This window comes from Streptococcus rupicaprae, assembly GCF_040545225.1.
Classification (GTDB): Bacteria; Bacillota; Bacilli; order Lactobacillales; family Streptococcaceae; genus Streptococcus; species Streptococcus rupicaprae.
Window position 1 is genome coordinate 110,327 of the sequence record NZ_JBEPLO010000004.1, and the last position, 22,317, is coordinate 132,643.

Sequence of the window (22,317 nt, forward strand, 5' to 3'; positions counted from 1 at the left end):
TTTAGAGTTTGGCGGTGAAATCACCACAGAATGGGTCTACTGGGCTAATGCCCTTAAAGGGAGAGTGACCTGCCAATTTGTCAAGCGTTGCTTTGACCGTTCCTGGATTGCCAGTATAAGCGTTGATAAAGGTTGATAGGTAAGGAGCGTCAAAGAGATGGTAAGGATTTGCAGTTGATACAAAGACTGTCGGAATATCACGCATATACCATGGGGCGTTTGCTGCCATCAGTTGAATCCAATTGAGGCGGGTCGTTGTTTGGTTGCTTGCTGTTTCAACATTAGCAACAAACAATGCCAAATCAAATTTAGCCTTGTGATCAGCAACGCCTTCTTCAAAGATTTCGTGGAAGTCTAGGCCTTTTTCACCGTAGAGGGTGACTTCAAAACCTTGTGCCTCAAGGCCTTCTTTAAAGAGGTCGGTGACTTTGCCGCCTTCTTTAAACCCGCCGCCATCAGCGTCACCAAGGACGGTGAGACGAATACGAGGGTATTTTTCAGGAGTTAATGGCAAGAGGTTGTCCCGGTCTTTGACCAAGGTGACAGCTTGGTCGGCAACAGCTTCAGACAGCTTGAGATGCTCTTCAGACTTGAGGGTGATAGCGTCAGGGACTGGGAAGGTGTAGTGGCCAGAGGCATCCATTAAGCCTTGAGAAAGCTTGGTTGCAAGGATACGGGTCACTGCCTCATCGAGGCGTTCTGATGAAATCGCGCCATTTTCAACAGCAAGTCTCACTGCTTGGTAATCCTCGTCAATGTTTTTGTTGAAAAGGATCATATCAATACCAGCATTGATGGATGCTACTAAAAGTTCCGTGCGAGGTAGAATCACATTATAACCAATCATAGCCGTTGCATCGGTGATGGCAAGACCATTGAAACCGAGTTCTTGGCGCAAGAGGCCATTGATCAAAAGAGGTGAAGCGGACGCAGGGCGCAAATCCTTATCAGCAATACCAGGTTGTAATTTACGTTCCCAGGCTGGTTGTAGGATATGCCCAATCATGACACTTGGAGCGCCCTGGTCAATCAAGGTTTTATAGATGTGACCGAAACTGTCCATCCATTCGTCAGCAGAGAGGCTATTAACGCTCGACAAGAGGTGCTGATCCCGTTCATCAACGCCGTCTCCTGGGAAGTGCTTAATGACCGGGATGATATGGTTTTCTTCAAAACCTTTGATTTGCGCCTGACTCATGGCAAGGACACGATCCTTATCGCTGCCATAAGTTCGCGTATTGGTGATCGGATTTCGAAAGTTCCTATCAATGTCGATAATCGGTGCAAAGGACATGTTACAACCAACCTGGCTAGCTTCGTAAGCTGATACGCGACCAAGCTGGTAAGCAGCATCGGGATTGTCAGTCGCTGCGATTTGAAGGGGATTGCCAAACCAGGTTCCTTCCGAGATAATGCCATTGCCACCCGATTCAAGGTTAGCCGCGAGAAAAAGAGGGTACTTGCTATAGTCTTGAATTTTGGCAATCTGTGCCTTTAATTTTTCAGCTGGACCAGGACGATACATCATCCCGCCAGGTCTGTATTTGCTGATAAACTGGGCTAAATCTACTTGATCTTCGTCCTGTCCGATGACAAAGAAGAGCTGTCCGATTTTGTCTTCCATGGATAAGTTTTGGACAGAAGTCTCCACGAATGCGATCTGTTCTTCTGTGAGTAAATAAGGTTTTTGACGTAAGTCGACCATATAGGACCTCCATAGTATTCATTACTCCTATTGTAATCGTTTTTATGTCCATAAACTAGTGTGAAATTTAATGGCTTGTGTGTTCATTTCGTAGTTCTTTTTACAAAATATGGTATGATAGGATAGAAAAAAGAGGTGATGCAAAATGGAAACGATCTTAAAATTTTTGGAGCAGGACCGTCCGCAATATGATTGGGAGGAATTGCAAGACAAGATGAGGCCAGTTCCTATCCAATATATCGGTCAAGAGCCTGTTTTTGAATTCTTTAACACACTGAGTGATGATCTTTATATCAATCCTCAACCGATTTCAATCTCGGTTAACCCAATCGAGTCAGAAGTTCCCTTTCACCTTCATAATTATGTGGAAATGATTGTTGTTCTTAAAGGCAGGGCGGACATTGTCATGGAGCATGAAACCTTGGAACTTCAACAAGGAGATATTCTGGTTGTTGGAACCAATACCATCCATCGTAATCGCAAGATTAGCTCAGAAGACTTAGTGGTCAATATTGCCATGAAAAGTACAGCCTTCTCTCTCAATGATTTGGATTTCATGCGTCAAGGGACAGGGACCAATCTGTCGGATATGCTTTTCTTTGGACCAGCAGAGAGTGATTTTTCAGGCTCTTACACCATTTTTAAAACGGAGAATAATCCCAAAATCCGTGAAACGATTCTTGATATCGTTGAAGAATACTATCATACCGATATCCAAAGCAATCAGCTAATCCGCCTCAGTCTTCTTAGTCTGTTCGCAAGACTTATTCGGCTATCAGCTAATAGTGCCCAAGTGATCCAGAAAAATGCCAAATCGTCCAATACGCTCCTGTCGCTCTTGCTTTATATTGAGAAGAATTATGCGACGGCTACTCTAGAAGATATGGGAGAGGAATTTGGATTTAATCCGAACTACCTGTCTACTTACCTCAAAAAGCATACTGGCAAATCCTTTATCAAGTTGATTCATCTGCAACGGGTCAATATCGCAGCAGAATTCTTAACGTTAACAAGTGCACCAATAGAGAAGATTGCGATCAAAGTTGGCTATGAGAACCCTTCTTATTTCTATAAGGTTTTCAGGAAAATTGTAGGCATGTCACCAGCAGAGTACCGGGACAATTTCCAAAATTAAGGCGATGCTCGGTCAATAGGGCGGGAGGTACCTAGCGTTTAATGCATCGTGTAAGGGCGCAAAGAGAACCGGTCGATTGTGTTTGCTCCTTTGTCTTCCAATTGGGCCGTTTTGAGTTTTAATCCCAATAGCTAGGTGTAGAAGATTGCTCTGCTATGGAAAAGGGCACAAGAAAAGGCAAGGAATTGCCTGTAACGGTCTTAAAAATAGGGTTAGTTTAAGGCAAGTAGCCTTATTTTTTGATATAATAGATAAGATTATAGAAAAGAGGCAAGTGTGTATGAAGCTTATTTTTATGGGGACACCCGATTTTGCAGCTCGCGTTTTAGAGGGGCTTTTGGCAGATGAAACCTATGAAGTGATTGCGGTGGTTACCCAGCCAGATCGGGCGGTTGGACGCAAGAAGGAAGTTCGGCTGACGCCTGTTAAGGCAGTAGCTGTTGCACACGGTATACCTGTTTATCAGCCTGAAAAATTGTCGGGTAGCCCGGAATTGGAGGAGCTGATGGCGCTGCCAGCAGTGGGAATCGTGACCGCAGCTTTTGGACAATTTTTGCCGGAACGCCTGTTGAAACAGTTTGAATTTGCGGTCAATGTCCATGCTTCCTTGCTACCTAAGTACCGTGGAGGGGCTCCTATCCATTATGCCTTGATTAATGGTGATGAGCAGGCAGGGGTGACATTGATGGAAATGGTTAAGGAGATGGATGCTGGCGATATGATTGCCAACCGAGCAGTCCCGATTGAGGAAACGGATACTGTTGGGACGCTTTTTGATAAACTAGCCTTGGTCGGTAGAGAATTGCTCCTCGAAACCTTGCCTGCTTATGTAGCAGGAGATATTGTGCCCCAGTCACAGGATCCGGAACAAGTCAGTTTCTCCCCTAATATAACCCCTGAGCAGGAGAAGATTGATTGGACCAAGACCAATCGTCAAGTGTTCAATCAGATCAGAGGCATGAACCCTTGGCCAGTGGCCCATGCTTTTCTAAATGGAGAGCGGTTCAAAATTTATGAGGCAACACCAGTGGAAGGTCAAGGTCATCCGGGAGAGATCCTTGAAAAGACCAAACAGAGCCTAGTGGTTGCGACTGGCCAGGGTGCCTTGAGCTTAGAGCGGGTACAACCTGCAGGCAAACCTCAACTGCAGATCAGAGATTATCTCAATGGCAATGGTCGTGACCTGAAAGTGGGGGATTATTTTGACTAAACACTGGCAAAAGACAGCGAGGGGAACGGCTCTTACTGTCTTAGAAGGGGTTTTTGAACAAGGAGCTTTTTCGAATTTAGCGCTCAAACAAGAACTTAACAGAAGCGCTCTCAGTGACCAAGATAAGGCTTTGGTGACGGAGCTGGTTTATGGCACCGTCTCGCGAAAGATCACCTTAGAATGGTACCTATCTCACTACATCGCAGATCGAGACACCTTGGACAGCTGGGTTTATAGTTTGCTGATGCTCAGTCTATACCAGTTGCTCTATCTAGACAAGCTACCGGATCGGGCAGTGGTCCACGAGGCAGTGTCCCTGGCCAAGCAGCGTAAATTGGGAGCAGATAAGTTTGTCAATGCTGTTCTCCGCAAAATCCTCGGCGCCGATCTGCCAGAGATTGCAACGATTAAGCGGGTTAACAAGCGCTATTCCGTCCAATATTCTTTACCGGTTTGGCTAGTTGGCTACCTGATAGACGTTTACGGACTGGAACGTGCCCTTAAGATATTTGAGAGCCTTTTACTCCGAAGCAAGGCGAGTGTTCGGGTAACACAACCAGAACGCTTTAAGGAAATTATGACGGCAACGGGGAGTCGTCCGTCAGTCTTAGCCAAGCATGGTTTGGTGAAAGACCAAGGCCATTTTGCAGGGACGGATTATTTTAAGACAGGCGCCTTGGCCATCCAGGATGAGACCAGTCAGTTAGTAGCACCAACCCTTGCCTTAAAGGGAGATGAGTTTGTCTTGGACGCTTGCGCTGCTCCTGGAGGCAAGACGGTTCACATGGCCTCTTACCTAGATCAGGGGCGAGTCATAGCTCTTGATTTATACGAGCACAAGTTAGCTTTGATTCGGGAAAATGCCGAACGTCTAGGGCTGTCGGATAAGGTTAAAACGCAGGTATTAGATGCAAGGGATGTTCACCGTGTGTTTGGGCCGGATACCTTTGATAAGATTTTAGTGGATGCCCCTTGTTCAGGAATTGGTCTGATCAGGCGTAAGCCAGATATCCGATATAATAAGCAACTGTCCGATTTCAAGGAGTTACAAGTCCTTCAGCTATCGATCTTAGATAGTGTTTGTCAAACCCTTAAAAAAGATGGTATAATAACTTATAGCACTTGTACGATTACCCCTGAAGAAAATATTCAGGTTGTCGAGCAGTTTTTAGCCCGACATCCTGAATTTGAGCAGGTTACTCTGAGTCATGAAAAGAAAGAGATAATGGTGAATGGTTGCCTGATGATCACGCCAGAGCTTTATCAGACGGATGGGTTCTTTATCGCACAATTTAGAAGAAAACTTTAGAAATTGGAAGGAAACTTACCAAGTATGAAAATTTCATTGCTGACAAATGTTGGGCAAAAACGTTCCAATAACCAAGACTATGTCAATGTCTATACGAATAAACAAGGTATTCAGATGATTATCCTCGCAGATGGTATGGGAGGGCACCGCGCTGGGAATATTGCCAGTGAATTAGCGGCGACAGCTTTAGGAGGCGCTTGGGTAGGGACAGATTTGGCGGACCTTAATAGTGTGCGGGAGTGGTTTATTATTCATTTGGAAGAAGTTAATCAAACGATTAGAGCCAAAGGGCAAGAGGAAGCCTACCAAGGAATGGGCACTACGATTGAAGCGGTTGTTATCATTGACCAGCAGATGATCTTTGCTCATATTGGTGATTCACGGATTCATCTGGTGCGTGGTGAGGAAATTTTGACTCTCACTAGTGATCATTCGCTAGTTAATGCGCTCTTGCGTGCAGGCCAGATTACTCCAGAAGAAGCAGCAGTTCATCCGCAGAAAAATATTATTACCCAGTCATTGGGACAGCGTGATCCTGTTGAACCAGATATTGCCATCAAGACTCTGGAAGTTGGCGATTACCTGGTCATTAATAGTGACGGTTTGACCAATATGGTTTCTCAACAGGATATCTACGACATCATGGTCAGTGAAGTATCTTTGGATGATAAGGCAGAGACCCTGATCCGTTTTGCCAACAATGCGGGAGGTTTGGATAATATTACAGTCGCACTTGTCCATATTGACCAGGAGGGTAGTTGATGATTCAAATCGGAAAAATATTCGCTGGACGATACAAGGTCATTGAACAGATTGGTCGTGGTGGCATGGCGGATGTTTATCTGGCGAGGGACTTGATTCTAGACGGTGAAGAAGTTGCTGTCAAGGTTCTGAGGACCAATTACCAGACAGATCCCGTTGCCATTCAGCGTTTCCAGCGTGAAGCGCGTGCCATGGCGGATCTGGATCATCCGAATATTGTCCGCATCAGTGATATCGGCGAGGAAGACGGTCAGCAGTACCTGGCTATGGAGTATGTTGATGCGCTAGATCTTAAAAAATACATTACCAGACGGGCTCCCTTTGCCAATGAAGAGGCAGTCCGCGTTATGGCGCAGATTTTGCTGGCCATTCGTCTGGCTCATCAAAAAGGGATTGTCCATCGCGACTTGAAGCCTCAGAACGTGCTTCTAACCAAAGAAGGAACAGCCAAGGTCACGGATTTTGGGATTGCAGTTGCCTTTGCAGAGACCAGTCTGACCCAGACCAATTCCATGTTGGGATCGGTTCACTACCTGTCTCCTGAACAGGCGCGTGGGTCTAAGGCGACGGTGCAGAGTGACATTTATGCTATGGGGATTGTCCTCTATGAAATGTTGACAGGCCATATTCCTTACGATGGGGATTCTGCGGTGACGATTGCCCTGCAGCACTTCCAAAAGCCCCTGCCATCCATCATCGCTGAAAATCCTCGGGTTCCTCAAGCCCTTGAGAATGTAGTTATCAAGGCGACTGCTAAAAAGTTATCCGATCGTTACCAGACGGTTGAAGACATGTACACTGATTTGGTGACCAGCTTGTCGCCAGAGCACCGTAATGACCGTAAGCTAGTCTTTCTTGATAATAAGGTGGATAGCAAGGTCCTGCCTAAGGTTTCGCAAGCGACAACAGAGTATCGACCGACTCACACGCCTCCAGTTCAGTCACAGCCGTCCACGCAACCGATTACTTATGATTATGATGGCGATCAACTAGCTGCCCAGAAAAAGGTGAAGAGGCGTATCAAAACACGCTACAAACTCTTGTTTGGTGCCATTCTCTTGACCATCGCAGCCCTGTATGCCATTTTCCTGACTACGCCGGTCACAGTGACGGTTCCTGATGTTGCCAATCAGACGGTTGAACAAGCAAGGTCGAGTCTGGCAGATGCTGGATTGAGGGTTGGCGAGATTGCTGAAGCCTCTAGTGACACAGTAGAAGCGGGCCTAGTCATCGAAACAGATCCAGGAGCTGGTGTGAGCAAGCGCAAAAACGCGACGGTTAGATTGATTGTTTCAAAAGGAGACAGGGATTTTGCCCTGGGGGATTACAGGGGACAAGCTTACAGCGATGTGGTATCAGCGTTGACAGATATGGGAATTGATGACTCTAAAATTAAGATAGAAGAAGTGGAAAATGCAGATTACGCTGTTGGAACGATCATTGATCAGTCCATTGAACCAGGGGCTATCTATCATCTAGACAAGCCAAAAACGATTACCTTTAAGGTAGCTAAAGCGATGTCCACTATCAGCATGCCGAATCTGACTGGATTAACTTATAAGGAAGCTATCAATGTGTTGGTGGGCTTGGGGGTTAAGAGCAATCAAATTACAACGGCACCAGAAAATGTCAGTGCAACCGCTAAGGTAGAGTCACAAAGTGTCTATGCCTTTACAGAAGTTTACCCGTCTACTTTAGAAGTGGTGCTCTACTTTGCTTCGGAAGAAACCTCCACCTCCTATGTAAATGAATCGGTGTCAACCGAATCAACGACTAAATCCGGGGTTTATTCTGAAACGACAGTGACAACGGAACCTTCCTTAGGCAACGAATAAATGAAAACTGTAGCTCGTTGGGCTGCAGTTTTTACACCCTCAGACGGATGGTATTTGTGGAATTTTTGGTAAAATAGAAGAAGTAACACTACTCTTCGTGAATCAAAATCAGACGGTGTCGGTCCTGAACATGCGGGAAGGCAAAGCGCCTTACGACCCGCCTTTGAATCGCTGCTTTGTTAGATTTTGATCTACTGTATAACTAGGATGTGCGTATGAAAAAAATTGAATTGTTTTTGACCCTTGAGGCCATTCTTCTGACCTTAGCCATGGTGGATATCATGGCGTCTGATCTCCCAAGGTTCATCTTTCTCCTGTTCTTGTTTTTACTAGGGCTCTATTTTTATAGGGGGAAGGATTCGGGCAATCTGCTGTTGACCCTAGTTTCCCTCCTGCTCTTTTTCGTCATTATGGCTAATCCTTATGTGATTTTGGCCTTAATCTTTGGGGTTATTTATATCATGATGAATTCCTTCTCGCGGATGCAAAAACGTGAAAAGTATAAGTTTGTTACCATAGATCAGGCGCCTAAGCGTATCAAGCGTGAGCGGATGCAATGGCTCGGCAATAGAGATTACTTTAACCAGTCGAGTACTTATTATTTTGACGATATTAATATAGTCCGTGTTTTTGGCAATGATGTCATTGATTTGACAGAGGTAGCCATGGCTGGGATGGACAATGTAATTATTGTGCGCAAGAGCTTTGGGACGACTCGGATTGTGGTGCCGGTCGGTGTGGAAGTGGACCTGTCGGCAACAGCGATCTATGGTCATTTGGATTTCTTAGATTTAGTCGAACTCGACCTCCGCAACGAAGCGGTTAAATTTCAGAGCCATCATTTTTTAAACGCCCAAAAGAAGGTCAAGGTGGTGCTGACAACGCTATTTGGTGATATCGAGGTGAGTCGCCAATGAGAAAGTCGAATGTTTTACTGGTTTTAAGTTATTCAGTCCTTTTGATCATTTTGATGGCTTCCAGTCTTTTGTCCATCGTTAAGATGGATTGGGCGGCTCTGACCAAGGACTGGCTACTCTTTTATCAGTTTGTGACGGTCATAGGCCTTTTTAGCATCTCTCTATCAGTAGTCATGCTGGTCTTGGTTCAGATTTCTTCCTTGAATACCAAGTACATGTTCAACCGTCAGCTCAAGCGGATTTTGAACAATAAACCCTTGCGAAAGCAAGCTGATGACGAGTACAACCTCCTCTTGCAACGCTTGTCCACCAAGATGAACGAGGTGACGACCACCCTGCAACAGATTGAGAACCGTGATCTGGAGACCAGGGAGGCTATCATCGAAGAGGAAAGGAAGCGTGTCGCCAGGGATTTGCACGACACCGTTAGCCAAGAGCTCTTTGCGGCTAGCATGATTTTGTCTGGGGTCTCTAGCCAATTGCCCAACCTCAGTCAGGAGCAGATTGGTCAGCAACTTCAGATGGTGAGTGGCATTGTTGACACTGCTCAGAAGGATTTGAGAATCTTGCTCTTGCACCTAAGACCTCTCGAGTTAGAAGGCAAGACCCTTTTAGAAGGCCTTGCTCTCATCCTTCAGGAGGTTAAGGACAAATCAGATGTTACCGTCCTGTTTCACCATGACGATATTGCCATCCCTAAGAATATGGAGACCCACATTTTTCGAATTGCCCAGGAATTTATCAACAATACCCTGCGGCATGCCCAGGCTAAAAATCTTGAGGTTTACCTTTTTCAAAATGAGCATGAGCTGCACTTGCGGATGACAGATGATGGCATTGGCTATGACCAGCAGGTGGTTGATGAAGTTAGCTACGGCTTAAAGAATATTCGTGAGCGCGTGGCGGACATGGCAGGAACCGTGAAGGTCAGAACCGCTCCCCGCAAAGGGGTTGCCATGGACATTCGTGTCCCACTATTAGGAAAGGATAAGGAAGAGTATGGAGATCATTAAGGTAATTTTGGTGGATGACCACCAGATGGTTCGTTTGGGACTCAAGAGTTTTTTAGACCTGCAGGCGGATGTCACAGTTGTAGCGGAAGCCGATAATGGACGCATTGGGGTTGATCAGGCCCTAGCTCTTCGCCCAGACGTTATTATCATGGACTTGGTCATGCCAGAGATGACTGGGATCGAGGCAACACTGGCTATTTTAGCAGAATGGCCTGAGGCAAAAATCTTAGTGCTAACCTCTTATTTGGACAATGCTAAGATTTACCCAGTCCTAGAAGCGGGGGCTAAGGGCTACATGCTAAAGACCTCCAGTGCGGAGGAGATTTTACATGCCATTCGCAAGGTTGCTAGAGGGGAGCTTGCCATTGAGACAGAAGTGGACAAAAAGGTCAAAAATATCAACGTAGACGCCCCGCTTCACCAGCAGTTGACCGCGCGCGAATGGGAGGTCTTAGCCCTCCTAGCTAAGGGCTATGATAACCAAACCATAGCTGACGAAAGCTTCATTTCGCTCAAAACAGTTAAAACCCACGTTTCTAACATTTTATCCAAGCTCAATGTCTCAGATCGGACCCAGGCGGTTGTTTATGCTTTTGAGCATGGACTTGTAGATGAATAAATGAAGCATTCGTGGTATAATAGATAGGCGAGGTTAGTTATGGATAGTAAAACGAAGTACAAAGCTAAAAAAATTAAAGCTATTTTCTTTGATATTGATGATACTTTGAGAGTCAAGGATACAGGATTCATGCCAGAATCCATCAAAGATGTCTTTGCCCAGCTCAAGTCCAAGGGCATTATAACAGGAATTGCCTCTGGTCGAGCTATCTATGGGGTTGTGCCTGAAATTCAGGCCTTAGAGCCAGATTATTTTGTGACCATCAACGGTGCCTACGTCCGATCTCAAAAAGGGGAAGAACTCTTTAGTAGGCCTATTGCTCCTGAAGTAGTCCAGAAATTTGTTGATTGGACCAAGGAAGTTGGCATTGATTATGGCTTTGTTGGCAAGGAACGTGCGGTTGTCTCAAAGGAATCGGCCTTGATCGATCAGGCCATTATCCCAGTCTATGGCAAGTTGGCGGTCGAGCCGGATTTTCATCTGAGCAACGCTGTTTTTCAGATTTGGACCTTTGAAACGGTTGGCGATAGCCTGGGTTTTCCAGAGGAGTTGGCTCAGGATTTGCGTATGGTCCGCTGGCATCCGAACTCTTCGGATGTTGTCATAAAGGACACATCAAAAGCTTTGGGAGTGGCTCAGGTCTTAGAAGCGCTTAAGCTGAAGCCAGAAAATGTCCTGGTTTTTGGAGACGAGCTCAATGACATGGAACTCTTTGATTATGCTGGTCTTGCGATTGCCATGGGGATTTCCCATAAAGACCTGCAAGCAAAGGCAGATTTTGTCACAAAAACAGTAGAAGAAAACGGCATTCAATATGCCTTGGAGGAACTTGGAATGATTGAAAAACAACTGACTTTTCCACAATTGGACTTGGGCGCTGTTGAAGGCCCAATCGCAACCATTAAGACCAATCACGGCGATATGACCCTGAAACTCTTTCCTGAGCAAGCACCTAAAACCGTTGCCAACTTTCTTGGTTTAGCTAAGCAAGGCTATTATGATGGTGTCATCTTCCACCGAATTATCAAAGATTTCATGATTCAAGGTGGAGATCCGACTGGAACTGGCATGGGTGGGGAATCGATCTATGGTGAGAGTTTTGAAGATGAATTTTCAGCTGAGCTTTACAATATCCGCGGTGCCCTATCGATGGCCAATGCTGGGCCAAATACCAACGGTAGCCAGTTCTTTATCGTTCAAAACGACAGTTTAGCATATTCTGCAAAAGAGCTGGTGCGTGGCGGATGGCCTCAAGAAATTGCCGCAGTTTATGCCACAGAAGGTGGAACGCCACACTTAGATCGCCGTCATACGGTTTTTGGTCAGCTGGCGGATGAAGCTTCTTACGAAGTGCTTGACAAGATTGCATCTGTTCAGACAGGACCAGCAGACAGACCGGTTGACGATGTGACCATTGAGACCATCGAGGTCCGTGATTGATGAAGACAGGGGACAAACTAAGGGGCCAAGTTACAGGTATTCAGCCTTATGGGGTCTTTGTCAGTTTGGAAAATGGGACGGTAGGTTTGGTGCATATTTCTGAGTTGAAGACGGGTTATGTAGATAATATCCATGATTTGTTTGAGCTAGGGCAAGATGTCAAGGTTCAGGTGATTGATGTCGATGAGTTTACAGGGAAAGCCAGCCTGTCTATCCGTAGTCTAGAGGAAGAGCACCATCGCTTGCCGAGAAAACATCGTTTCTCCAGCGACAAACGAAAATTCGGTTTTGAACCGCTTAAGAAGGCATTGCCCATTTGGACCAAGGAGTCACTTGATTTTTTGGAAAACCGCCAATCCTAGCTACTGGGATTAACTGGTCGAAAAAGGAGAACAGAGTCAAATCAGACAGCACTTGAGCAGAAAGTTGTCTGATTTTTTGCTTTTGGCCGAGATGATCACAGAAAATAATTTTAAAAAATGTGCAAAATACTTGCTTTATTCTCAAATTGTGGTATACTAAGTAAAGTTTGAAAAAACTGACCTAAGACAGCAGGGGGCCTGAGCCATAAAGATCCTGCCGAGGCACAAAAACGTTATCTAAGATTATGCGTATTTGTACTTTCGTGTCTAGGTCTGGGCGCGTTTTTCTTTTGAAAAATTCCCCAGCCAAAATAAAAACGGAGGTAAACTAATGAGCCAAGCAAGTATTGCTAAAAAAGCAGAACTCGTTGACATCGTTGCGGAAAAAATGAAAGCTGCTGCGTCAATCGTTGTGGTTGATGCCCGTGGTTTGACTGTAGAACAAGATACTGTTCTCCGTCGCAATTTGCGTAACGAAGGCATCGAGTACAAGGTTATCAAAAATGGTATCTTGCGTCGTGCGGCTGAAAAAGCTGGTTTGGAAGGTATGAACGATATTTTCGTAGGACCAACCGCTGTTGCTTTTTCTAACGAAGATGTCGTAGCACCAGCAAAAATCATTTTCGATTTCGCTAAAACTGCTGACGCCCTTGAAATTAAAGGTGGTGCGATTGAAGGTAAAGTATCTTCAGATGCAGACATCAAAGCTCTTGCGACATTGCCAAGCCGCGAAGGATTGCTTTCAATGCTTCTTTCAGTGCTTCAAGCACCAGTTCGCAACGTGGCACTCGCTGTCAAAGCTGTTGCAGACAGCAAAGAAAACGCAGCTTAAGGCTGCTAGTAGCTTAAGGCTACATACTATTATTTGATTTAATATTTTGGAGGAAAACACAATGGCATTGAACATTGAAAACATTATTGCTGAAATTAAAGAAGCTTCAATCCTTGAATTGAGCGAGCTTGTAAAAGCTATCGAAGAAGAATTTGGTGTAACTGCTGCTGCTCCTGTAGCTGTTGTTGCTGGTGGCGGTGAAGCTGCTGCTGAAGCTAAAGATTCATTCGATATCGAATTGACATCTGCTGGCGACAAGAAAGTTGGCGTTATCAAGGTTGTCCGTGAAATCACTGGTCTTGGTCTTAAAGAAGCTAAAGAACTTGTTGATGGCGCACCTGGTATCATCAAAGAAGGCGTTGCTACTGCTGAAGCAGAAGAAATCAAAGCTAAATTGGAAGAAGCTGGAGCTTCTGTTACCCTCAAGTAATCTCCTAAACTCACCAGTCACTAGTGTGACTGGTGAGTTTTTGTTTGGTTCCAGTTTAGGGGCAGGTGGTTCAAGTAAAACAGCCTAGACAGAAGAGGCTTAGCGATCCCTTGTCTAGGCTATATTTATGGTTTGAAGCGGGCTTTTGGGGCTAATGCTTGTTTTAAATCAGGACAGTTTGGTAAATCATGTCCGCGATTTCTTCTGGTGCTTCTGTGAACCCTTTTCTAATCCAAGTGAAGATGATTTCCTGGATGGTTTTAACATAGATGTTAAGGGCAAATTCACTCGGCATCTGGTAGTTTGTTTCCAGCTTCTCATATAGGTCTTGGATGCTCGAATGCGTAACCACATCTTTAATGTATTCTTTGATAATAGTCTCAAAATCAGGGAAGGCTGTGACTAGAGGAAAGAAAATGTCACGGTTTTCACTGATTTGATCCAACATTTCAATGGTGATTGGTTTTCTGAGCAAGAGGTTCTTGTTGAGGACTTGATTGATCTGATCAAGTGCAATGTGTATGGTCGAATTGATGAGGTTTTCTTTGTTGGCAAAGTAATTATAGAAACTGGATCGACTGGACTGTGCTTTATTGAGCAAATCTTTTATCGAAATATCATCGAGCTGTTTTTCAAGCAACAATTGGCAAAATGCGACGACAATCTTGTGCTCACTTTTTTTCATGATTTGGCCTCCTTAGTGGATTTTTCCTCTATTTATAGAGTAGTTTACATGAAAAAATAAGAGACTTCAAGGGTGTTGCGTTACAATTGATGTGAGACCAGACAAAGAAAAGAGAAGATTCCTGATATGATAAGAGTACCACCACTCACCACAAAAGGAATCTTCTCATGACTAGTATACCACAAAACCTTCGCTATTTGCCACACACACTTGAAACCCGCTACCACGCTGTGAAAACCTATCGAAACGGAGCCCCTGTAGACTTTATCCGTCGACGTTACAAGGTCTCAAAGGCATCACTCATGCGATGGAATAAGCGCTTTGATGGCACAAAGGAATCGCTACAGGATAAATCTCACCGACCTCATAAAACCCATCCAACGGCGCATACTCAACAGGAAATCACCTGGATTAAAAACTGCATCCGCAGAAATCCAAACGCAACCCTCGTCAAGATTTTCTACAAACTCAAATCCAACAAGGGCTACAACCGCCACCCCTGCTCACTCTTTCGGATTTTGAGGAAAATGGGCTACTTCAAATCCCCTAAATCCAAGGCCAAACCTTATGTTCCCAAGCCCTACGATACACCAACTGAATTGGGCGTCAAGTGGCAGATGGACGTTAAATATGTGCCTAAGCAGTGTTACACAGGCAAGCTACCTGATAAGTTTTACCAATACACCGTCATTGACGAGGCCAGTCGGGAACGCTTCATCTACCCCTTCAAGGAACAGTCCTCCCATTCCACCGTCCAGTTTCTTAAATTGGCTTTTAAATACTTTGGATACAAGCCTAAAATCATTCAGACAGACAATGGTTTTGAGTTTACCCATTTCAGGGAAACAAAGCAAGTCCACCCTCTGAATCTGCTTTGTCAAGAATTAGGAATTGAGCATAAGCTCATTCGACCACGAACGCCTAGACACAATGGCAAAGTCGAAAGAAGCCACAGAAACGATAACAGACGGTTTTATCAGCACCTTGCCTTCTACTCTTACGACGACCTCATCAAACAGATGAAGGCCTATCTTTACCGATCAAATCGACTACCAATGCAAACACTGGGATGGAAATCTCCTATTGACATCAGAAAATCTATAGAGGAGCTAGCTCCTCTATAGATTAACACATGACTATCTTCAAATTGACAATTTTGGTCTCACATCATTGACAAAGGTACAATGAAAAAATAAGAAACTTCAAGGGAAAATCGGAATTTGGAAGAAATATCACAATTTATCCATTTTTGATTCGTAATATTTTGTACAATAGAAGTAACCGTGTTTATTTTTAGTGTGAATTAGTGTCAGAAGGGCAGAAAAGCCTTGACGAGGCGATGTGTCTTGATGTGATTAACAAGAACCAAACAAAGGAGATAAGCTATGGAAAATTAAGACGGTGGTATTGAAACTTGCAGGAGCAAGAACTCGTCGGATAATTAAGAAAGGATATATTATGAAACGACAAGATATATTTAAAATGAGAAAAAGTAAGGCCCATAAGAACCTGGTGTCTTATGGCCAATATGGTGTGGTTTTAGGGACAGCCTTATTGGTGATGGCAACAGGCCTTGATGTTAAGGCAGAAGAAGTTGGAGCCGAGTCAAGGATTCCAATTGTCACGACAGAACAAACTGCTATAGAACCTTCAACAAGTGATCCAATCCCAGTAGCTACTGAAGCAAACTCAGTAACAACAGAGGAAACAGCTCCAGAGACAGCAGCAACACCAGCTGAAACCAGCCCTCAAGCTGGCACAGAAGCAGCAGTTGCTCAAGAAGTACCTGACACAGATGCCAATCCAGAATCGGGTGTCCAGTCTGAGAAGGTGGTGCCAAATGCTGCTGGCCTCACAACATTCTCATGGCAGGAAGTTCCCGTAGCCAGTGACCTCTTGTCCAATAGTGCTGAACTCTTGGCATCAGGCGCGACCATCAGCTACAAACAGCAACCGACCTACGGCCAGACCACCGCGACCATCATCGTGATTTATACTGATGGCACAAGTGTTGAGGTCCTTGTACCAATCAAGGTAACGGCTAATGCCATCCGTCGACCAGATGCCCAGGAAACTCCAGTCACTGAAGGGGCAGACTTCCGTATCGCAACAGGGACATCACCAAATACCTCAGGCACAGTCACAGGGGCGCTGACGTCGCAGTCTGCAACCACAGGATTGCAAGTAATCAATACAATCAATCAAACAACCGTACTGGACATTTCAGGTGACAGTGCCAATTACTCAGGTGGTTACCTTGAGGTACGCATCAATAATGCTTCTGCTTTGACGATCACACCGTCTCCTTTGACAGGAGTGACAACAAATCTCTCCTACTCAGGTACAGATGCTATCATCAAATATACCTTTTCACCGTCGGGCCTTAATGGTGGTGCTTATTACTCCCTCAAGTTTGACTATAAGTTTAAACCGGTAGACAACTGGGGAAATGTTGTCGATACGCTCAATGACAATAACTTTACCATCACCACCACATCGGATTTTTACGATAAGGATGGCCTTCTAGTCAAGCATCTAGGGACAAATACACACAGCTTTACGGAATCAAAAAACGGTGCTAATATTGGGACTCGTATGTCTAGCAACCAGGTTGTCGGCTATGACCGTGATAATGATGGACTGGTTGATGCCACAAATGCTGGCAAACTCAACTTCTATGTCCATACCGGGACTCTCCGACAAGACGGGAGCGTTTTTAATGATTATTATTCCCCAGGAACAGGTGTCTTCGACGGTCGCATGGTCAACGGTATGGGAAATACCCTTCCGGGTGGAACAGCGATTGATGCGGTAGAGTCCTACACCTATGATGTGAGTCTAGTCCCTGGGACTACCCTCTCAGCAGAGTCAAAAGCAGCAGGCTGGTACGAGGATGCTAGTGGTTACCACCTCTCAGCTAACCGAGCCAATAACCCGCTTGGTGGAGATTCGACATCCAGCCTCAACAACTCGTCTAATTTTGTTCCCTTGATTCTGGATATCATTCCTGGGACACCTGCCACAACGATCACCAATAACAAAACCCTCTCTGTGACAGGGACTTATACTAAAGCAGACGGCTCTTCTTACAATAATACGAGAACAACCAACTACTCCGTTATCATTCCAAAAGCTGAGCCTTCTATCGGTGACCTTTTCTTGAATCACGAGCGTTATGGAGCAGGAGATTCTGAGATTGTAAAACCCTATGGTCGTGCTTATTACCTCACTCATATTGGATTAACCAACATCGCACCGACCGATAAGGTTTATGATTTGACCAATTATAGCTTACGTGTCACAACCAATAACGACAATGAGTTTTTCAGATTGGTCTCTGTCGATCGCCCTTCAGCTATTTTGGATCTTCAAGCAGGCGGGATCATTGAAGTTTATGACGATGCTACAGGTGCTCTTCTACACACCTTTGATGCTAATAATACAAAAGCTACAGCAATCTCTGAAGACCTCAAGGTCAAGACCTTGCGTTATGAGTTCATTAACATGGAGCTCGAAAAAGATTCAGCAAATAATCAGGACACCTCGGTCGTCACTTTCCGAGAAGAAACCTTCTTCAGTGACTGGTCGACGATCTACAACGACTCCTCTATCACAGAGTTAACTTCTTCGACAACAGCCAATCTGCAAAATGACGCTGCTACCGTTAATATTAGTCAAAACAGGACGACAATCCTTGAGCGGGTGATCACTAATATCAACATGGATGATAACTCTCCAGCAGATATGAGTTTTATCACCCGCAATAGTGGAGGTGGCTTTACACAGTCTTATTTCCTAACCAATACCAAGACAGGCCGTGTGTCAACATTATCGGAAAAGGCAACTGCTGCCTATCCTGGCCAGCTTTATCAAGCCTATCTAGTCGATCCTGAACTGAAACTTGGTGCGTTACCAGGTCTCGATGTTATCTATAACTGGAATAACACTGGTAAAGATCTCTATTATGAGACAAAGCCTGTCACTGAGCAACAGGATCCTATCGGCCAGAATGTTGTGCTGATTGCTAATAACTTTGTTAACAATGGGACCTATGAAGTCACTCAGATTGGTTTCTGGGCGGAAGCGGATCCTGGTTTAGTTCCTACTGATGGGATTAGTTTAGATTTACCGATCAATGGCATCACCATCACACCAAACAATTCAACAGTTGGAACCTTCAAAGTCACGTTGAATACTTCTGAAGCGTCAGGTGTTATTTCAGAAGTCAGACGGGATGCCTATTCGGCATACAGTTTTAACACAAATGGTCATCAAGCTCAAGATATCATTGACTTTAAGATCAATTACAAAAATGTTGCCATGCAAGAAGTTCCAAATGTATCGGTAATCACTTCCCTACCTCGTACGGGAGATAAGCAGCTGGATTTAACGGCTAAAGACCGTAATTCCGAGTTTTCTGTTTACTTAACCGGACCAGTGACACCTCCTGCTGGTTGGGAAGCTGTCTATACAACAACATCTGGAACAGCTGAGCAAATGAAGGCGGGTACTTGGTTGACAGCTGATCAAGTCTCAGATTGGTCAACTATCACTGCGGTTGAGTTTAAATCGACTCAGTCAGTTGCAGGTAATTCTTCGGTAGATTTCTTTATCGATAATGCTGTTATTGGTACCGATGCCCTTCAGGGTGAGAAAGCTTACCTCTCATCTGCCTCATCTTCAGGTTCTTCGGCCTTTATTGAGTCTAATAATGTGCTGATTCAGATTGCTTCTGTTGTACCTGATGGAACAGTTACGATTAAGTACGTCAATGAAGCAGGCGAGGTCATCGCGACTGAGAAAGTCTTGACTAATGACATCAAGTCGGCCTATGATGCCTCAAACCAAGCAACCTACTACCCGACCAAGATCACAGGTACCGACGGCTTGCCTTACGTTTATGTAGAAACTGATCCAACTTCAGCACCAAACACTGGTATTTACTCAGAGACCCCTCAAGTAATTACCCATGTCTATAAATTGGTGGAGCAAGCTGCAACCATTACCTTTGTTGATGTGACAGATCCTAATGTTCCAGTACAGCTTGGTGAAATTGAATCAGTCAGAGGTGGTTCAGGTCAAGAGATTCCATACGATCCTGGTGCAAGAATTATCGATTACGAAGATGCTGGCTATGTATTTGTAGAGAGTGATTATTCGAATGTGTCTCGATTTGATACAGATGATTCAGTAGATCAGAAATTTACCATCAAGCTTAGACAGCGCGTGGAAACAGTGACACCAGACAATCCAGTTAATCCTAAGACCCAAGAAAACTTAGAATTAACTCGTACAGTGACTCGCACCATTGAGTACAAGTATCTGACTGAAACTGGTGAAGAGGCTTCGGCAACAGTTACTCAAACAGCGACCTTCACTCGTGAAGCCACTGTTAACATGGTAACTGGTAAGGTCGAGTACAAGGAGTGGACTTCTGGGGATGCGACCCTAGATGAGGTAACATCCCCAACCATTCCAGGCTATACCCCTAATCTCGTGAGTGTTCCAATGCTTGAAGTAGACGCAGACAGTAAGCCAGATTCAGTTATCGTTGTTTATACACCAGATGTTCAAAAAGCTAAAGTAACCTACATTGATGAAACTACAGGTCAGGCTCTTGAAGTGGCTGAAGTGACAGGTATGACGGATGCCAAGATCGACTACAGCACAGCTGATCGTATTGCTCATTATGAAAAATTGGGTTACGAGTTGGTGGCGGATAACTTCCCAGCTGATGTTGCCTACGACAAGGATGGCAATGTGACACAAGAATTCACGGTTATCCTCAAGCAACGTGTGGAAACAGTGACACCAGATAAGCCAGTCAATCCTAAGACCAATGAGGAGCTTGAGTTGACTCGTACAGTGACTCGTACCATTGAGTACAAGTATCTGACTGAAACTGGTGAGGAAGCTTCAGCAACAGTGACTCAAACAGCGACTTTCACTCGTGAAGCCACTGTTAACATGGTGACAGGGGAGATTGTCTACAAGGACTGGACGACTGAAGATGATGAGTTGGATACCCAAGTGTCTCCAACAATCCCAGGCTATACTCCAAATCTTCCAACAGTTGAGGCATTGACCGTTACCGCTGATAGTCAGCCTACTCCAGTTATTGTTGTCTATACACCAAATGCTCAAGCGGCTAAGGTAACCTACATTGATGAAACCACTGGTGAAACCCTAGAAGTGGCAGACCTAACTGGTGTTACTGATGCTAAGATTGATTACAGCACTGCTGATAAGATTGCTCACTACGAGAACCTTGGCTATGAGTTGGTGTCGGATGATTATCCAGCTGATGCGACTTACGATAAGGACACTACTGTAGACCAAACCTTTACGGTTAAGCTTAAGCAACGGGTAGAAACCATTAGTAGACCGGTTGTTCTGAATACACCAGTTAATCCTGATGATCCTAATTCACCAGTTTGGCCAGAGAGCGTAGCGACAGCTAAACTTGAAGACGCTCAAGATCGTCTGATTGAGTACCGCTACTTGACACCGACAGGTGAGGAGGCTGCTCCACGTGTCATTCAAGAAGCAACCTTCACTCGAACTGCCCAAGTTAACTTGGTGACTGGTGAGATTACCTATAATCCTTGGACAAGCCAGGATGCTACGTTTGAGGAAGTTATTTCTCCAGAGATTCCAGGCTACACTGCCAACCTTCCGAAAATTAGTGAAGTTCAAGCAATTCCAGAAGTCGTTATTGAACGCTCGGTGGTTATCTACACCCCAGATGCTCAAAAAGCTACGGTGACCTACATTGATGAAACTACTGGTGAGAACCTAGAAGTGGCGGACTTGACAGGTGTGACAGATGCCAAGATTGACTACAGCACAGCTGATCGTATTGCTCATTATGAAAAATTGGGTTACGAGTTGGTGGCGGATAACTTCCCAGCTGATGTTGCCTACGACAAGGATGGCAATGTGACACAAGAATTCACGGTTGTCCTCAAGCAACGTGTGGAAACAGTGACACCAGATAAGCCAGTCAATCCTAAGACCAATGAGGAGCTTGAGTTGACTCGTACAGTGACTCGTACCATTGAGTACAAGTATCTGACTGAAACTGGTGAGGAAGCTTCAGCAACAGTGACTCAAACAGCAACCTTCACTCGTGAAGCCACTGTTAACATGGTAACAGGGGAGATTGTCTACAAGGACTGGACGACTGAAGATGATGAGTTGGATACCCAAGTGTCTCCAAGCATTCCAGGTTACACACCAAACCTTGCGACTGTACCAGCTCTTAAGGTGACTGCGGATAGCCAAGTTGATCCAGTTATCGTTGTTTATACACCAGATGCTCAAAAAGCTAAGGTAACCTACATTGATGAAACTACAGGTCAGACTCTTGAAGTGGCGGACTTGACAGGTGTGACAGATGCCAAGATTGACTACAGCACAGCTGATCGTATCGCACATTATGAGAGTCTAGGTTATGAATTGGTTGCGGATAACTTCCCGTCTGATGTTACCTACGATAAGGATGGCGCTCTTACCCAAGAATTTACCGTTGTTCTCAAGCAACGTGTGGAGACGGTGACGCCAGATAAACCAGTTAATCCTAAGACCGATGATGAACTAGAGTTGACGCGCACGGTAACACGTACGATTGAGTACAAATACCTGAATGAAAACGGAGAAGAAGCATCAGCGATAGTTGTTCAAACGGCAACCTTTACCCGTCAAGCGACAGTCAACATGGTGACTGGTCAAGTAACCTTCAGCGATTGGAACGCTGCTGAAGCTCAACTTCCTGAAGTTGTCTCTCCAATCTTGCCTAATTATAAAGCAGACAAGCTAGAAGTGGCCGGCACAAGTGTCACTCCTGATAGTGACGATAGTAATGTTGTCGTTATCTATACGCCGACCTTTACAGAGAGTCAGGAAACAAAAACCATTACCCGCACCATCAAGTATGTGGATGAGGCTGGTAATGAGTTGGCACCAGCTGTTACTCAAACAGTAACCTATACTCGCACCGTTACGACTAACGATGTGACCGGTGAGCAGACCTTTGGTGAGTGGACGACCGATAAGGCTGACTA

Annotated in this window: 16 protein-coding genes and 1 other annotated feature; of the genes, 14 read left to right on the forward strand and 2 right to left on the reverse strand. The window is 44.9% G+C overall.

Going from position 1 to position 22,317, the window contains the following annotated elements:
- Nucleotide 1 precedes the first annotated feature (1 nt).
- Nucleotides 2–1,705, reverse strand: a complete 1,704-nt coding sequence (locus tag ABID29_RS02935) for a glycoside hydrolase family 3 protein (protein ID WP_354364279.1) — start codon at nt 1,703–1,705, stop codon at nt 2–4.
- A 145-nt stretch (nt 1,706–1,850) separates the two neighbouring features.
- Here ABID29_RS02935 and ABID29_RS02940 point away from each other — a divergent pair, with 145 nt between their 5' ends.
- The 12 genes from ABID29_RS02940 (at nt 1,851) to rplL (ending at nt 13,569) form a co-directional block, all read left to right on the forward strand.
- Nucleotides 1,851–2,840, forward strand: a complete 990-nt coding sequence (locus tag ABID29_RS02940) for an AraC family transcriptional regulator (protein WP_354364281.1) — start codon at nt 1,851–1,853, stop codon at nt 2,838–2,840.
- Nucleotides 2,841–3,120: 280 nt separating this feature from the next.
- Nucleotides 3,121–4,050 (forward strand): methionyl-tRNA formyltransferase, encoded by a 930-nt coding sequence (fmt, locus tag ABID29_RS02945; protein WP_354364282.1) that lies wholly within the window; start codon nt 3,121–3,123, stop codon nt 4,048–4,050.
- Nucleotides 4,037–5,359: a 16S rRNA (cytosine(967)-C(5))-methyltransferase RsmB gene (gene rsmB, locus ABID29_RS02950; protein WP_435533144.1), complete on the forward strand. Its 1,323-nt coding sequence runs from the start codon at nt 4,037–4,039 to the stop codon at nt 5,357–5,359. The genes fmt and rsmB overlap by 14 nt, the downstream gene beginning before the upstream one ends.
- Nucleotides 5,360–5,383: 24 nt before the next feature.
- Nucleotides 5,384–6,121, forward strand: coding sequence for a Stp1/IreP family PP2C-type Ser/Thr phosphatase (locus tag ABID29_RS02955; protein WP_354364286.1), 738 nt, complete (start codon nt 5,384–5,386; stop codon nt 6,119–6,121).
- On the forward strand, nt 6,121–7,956 hold the full coding sequence (gene pknB, locus ABID29_RS02960; RefSeq protein WP_354364287.1) for a Stk1 family PASTA domain-containing Ser/Thr kinase: 1,836 nt from the start codon (nt 6,121–6,123) through the stop codon (nt 7,954–7,956). Before ABID29_RS02955 ends, pknB begins: the two co-directional genes overlap by 1 nt.
- 215 nt (nt 7,957–8,171) lie before the next feature.
- Nucleotides 8,172–8,873 carry a cell wall-active antibiotics response protein LiaF gene (gene liaF / locus ABID29_RS02965; protein ID WP_354364289.1) on the forward strand — a complete coding sequence of 234 codons (702 nt, stop codon included), beginning with the start codon at nt 8,172–8,174 and terminating at the stop codon, nt 8,871–8,873.
- Nucleotides 8,870–9,886: an envelope stress sensor histidine kinase LiaS gene (locus ABID29_RS02970; RefSeq protein ID WP_354364290.1), complete on the forward strand. Its 1,017-nt coding sequence runs from the start codon at nt 8,870–8,872 to the stop codon at nt 9,884–9,886. The genes liaF and ABID29_RS02970 overlap by 4 nt, the downstream gene beginning before the upstream one ends.
- Nucleotides 9,873–10,505, forward strand: a complete 633-nt coding sequence (locus ABID29_RS02975) for a response regulator transcription factor (RefSeq protein WP_354364292.1) — start codon at nt 9,873–9,875, stop codon at nt 10,503–10,505. The genes ABID29_RS02970 and ABID29_RS02975 overlap by 14 nt, the downstream gene beginning before the upstream one ends.
- A gap of 39 nt (nt 10,506–10,544) precedes the next feature.
- Nucleotides 10,545–11,945: a Cof-type HAD-IIB family hydrolase gene (locus ABID29_RS02980; RefSeq protein WP_354364294.1), complete on the forward strand. Its 1,401-nt coding sequence runs from the start codon at nt 10,545–10,547 to the stop codon at nt 11,943–11,945.
- Nucleotides 11,945–12,307, forward strand: coding sequence for a S1 RNA-binding domain-containing protein (locus ABID29_RS02985; protein ID WP_354364295.1), 363 nt, complete (start codon nt 11,945–11,947; stop codon nt 12,305–12,307). Before ABID29_RS02980 ends, ABID29_RS02985 begins: the two co-directional genes overlap by 1 nt.
- A 162-nt stretch (nt 12,308–12,469) precedes the next feature.
- Nucleotides 12,470–12,605 (forward strand) — a sequence feature (ribosomal protein L10 leader region).
- A 33-nt stretch (nt 12,606–12,638) separates the two neighbouring features.
- The gene (gene rplJ / locus ABID29_RS02990) at nt 12,639–13,139 is read left to right on the forward strand and encodes a 50S ribosomal protein L10 (RefSeq protein WP_168548624.1); all 501 of its coding nucleotides are present in this window, start codon (nt 12,639–12,641) and stop codon (nt 13,137–13,139) included.
- A gap of 61 nt (nt 13,140–13,200) precedes the next feature.
- Nucleotides 13,201–13,569: a 50S ribosomal protein L7/L12 gene (gene rplL / locus ABID29_RS02995; protein ID WP_168548623.1), complete on the forward strand. Its 369-nt coding sequence runs from the start codon at nt 13,201–13,203 to the stop codon at nt 13,567–13,569.
- 163 nt (nt 13,570–13,732) lie between these two features.
- Here rplL and ABID29_RS03000 read toward each other — a convergent pair whose 3' ends face one another.
- The gene (locus ABID29_RS03000; RefSeq protein ID WP_354364296.1) at nt 13,733–14,254 is read right to left on the reverse strand and encodes a TetR/AcrR family transcriptional regulator; all 522 of its coding nucleotides are present in this window, start codon (nt 14,252–14,254) and stop codon (nt 13,733–13,735) included.
- 167 nt (nt 14,255–14,421) lie between these two features.
- Between ABID29_RS03000 and ABID29_RS03005 the strand changes: the two genes are divergently transcribed.
- On the forward strand, nt 14,422–15,378 hold the full coding sequence (locus tag ABID29_RS03005) for an IS481 family transposase (RefSeq protein ID WP_354364297.1): 957 nt from the start codon (nt 14,422–14,424) through the stop codon (nt 15,376–15,378).
- Between the two features lie 334 nt (nt 15,379–15,712).
- Nucleotides 15,713–22,317 (forward strand): mucin-binding protein (locus ABID29_RS03010; RefSeq protein ID WP_354364299.1); only part of this gene is annotated, 6,605 nt, incomplete at its 3' end.

Excerpts from the sequence above, each read along its gene's own strand:
- ABID29_RS03005 (WP_354364297.1), top strand. The coding sequence starts at position 14,422 with ATGACTAGTATACCACAAAACCTTCGCTATTTGCCACACACACTTGAA.
- rplL (WP_168548623.1), top strand. The coding sequence starts at position 13,201 with ATGGCATTGAACATTGAAAACATTATTGCTGAAATTAAAGAAGCTTCA.
- ABID29_RS02970 (WP_354364290.1), top strand. The coding sequence starts at position 8,870 with ATGAGAAAGTCGAATGTTTTACTGGTTTTAAGTTATTCAGTCCTTTTG.
- pknB (WP_354364287.1), top strand. The coding sequence starts at position 6,121 with ATGATTCAAATCGGAAAAATATTCGCTGGACGATACAAGGTCATTGAA.
- rplJ (WP_168548624.1), top strand. The coding sequence starts at position 12,639 with ATGAGCCAAGCAAGTATTGCTAAAAAAGCAGAACTCGTTGACATCGTT.
- fmt (WP_354364282.1), top strand. The coding sequence starts at position 3,121 with ATGAAGCTTATTTTTATGGGGACACCCGATTTTGCAGCTCGCGTTTTA.
- liaF (WP_354364289.1), top strand. The coding sequence starts at position 8,172 with ATGAAAAAAATTGAATTGTTTTTGACCCTTGAGGCCATTCTTCTGACC.
- ABID29_RS02980 (WP_354364294.1), top strand. The coding sequence starts at position 10,545 with ATGGATAGTAAAACGAAGTACAAAGCTAAAAAAATTAAAGCTATTTTC.
- ABID29_RS02940 (WP_354364281.1), top strand. The coding sequence starts at position 1,851 with ATGGAAACGATCTTAAAATTTTTGGAGCAGGACCGTCCGCAATATGAT.
- ABID29_RS02985 (WP_354364295.1), top strand. The coding sequence starts at position 11,945 with ATGAAGACAGGGGACAAACTAAGGGGCCAAGTTACAGGTATTCAGCCT.
- ABID29_RS03000 (WP_354364296.1), bottom strand. The coding sequence starts at position 14,254 with ATGAAAAAAAGTGAGCACAAGATTGTCGTCGCATTTTGCCAATTGTTG.
- ABID29_RS02975 (WP_354364292.1), top strand. The coding sequence starts at position 9,873 with ATGGAGATCATTAAGGTAATTTTGGTGGATGACCACCAGATGGTTCGT.
- ABID29_RS02955 (WP_354364286.1), top strand. The coding sequence starts at position 5,384 with ATGAAAATTTCATTGCTGACAAATGTTGGGCAAAAACGTTCCAATAAC.
- ABID29_RS02935 (WP_354364279.1), bottom strand. The coding sequence starts at position 1,705 with ATGGTCGACTTACGTCAAAAACCTTATTTACTCACAGAAGAACAGATC.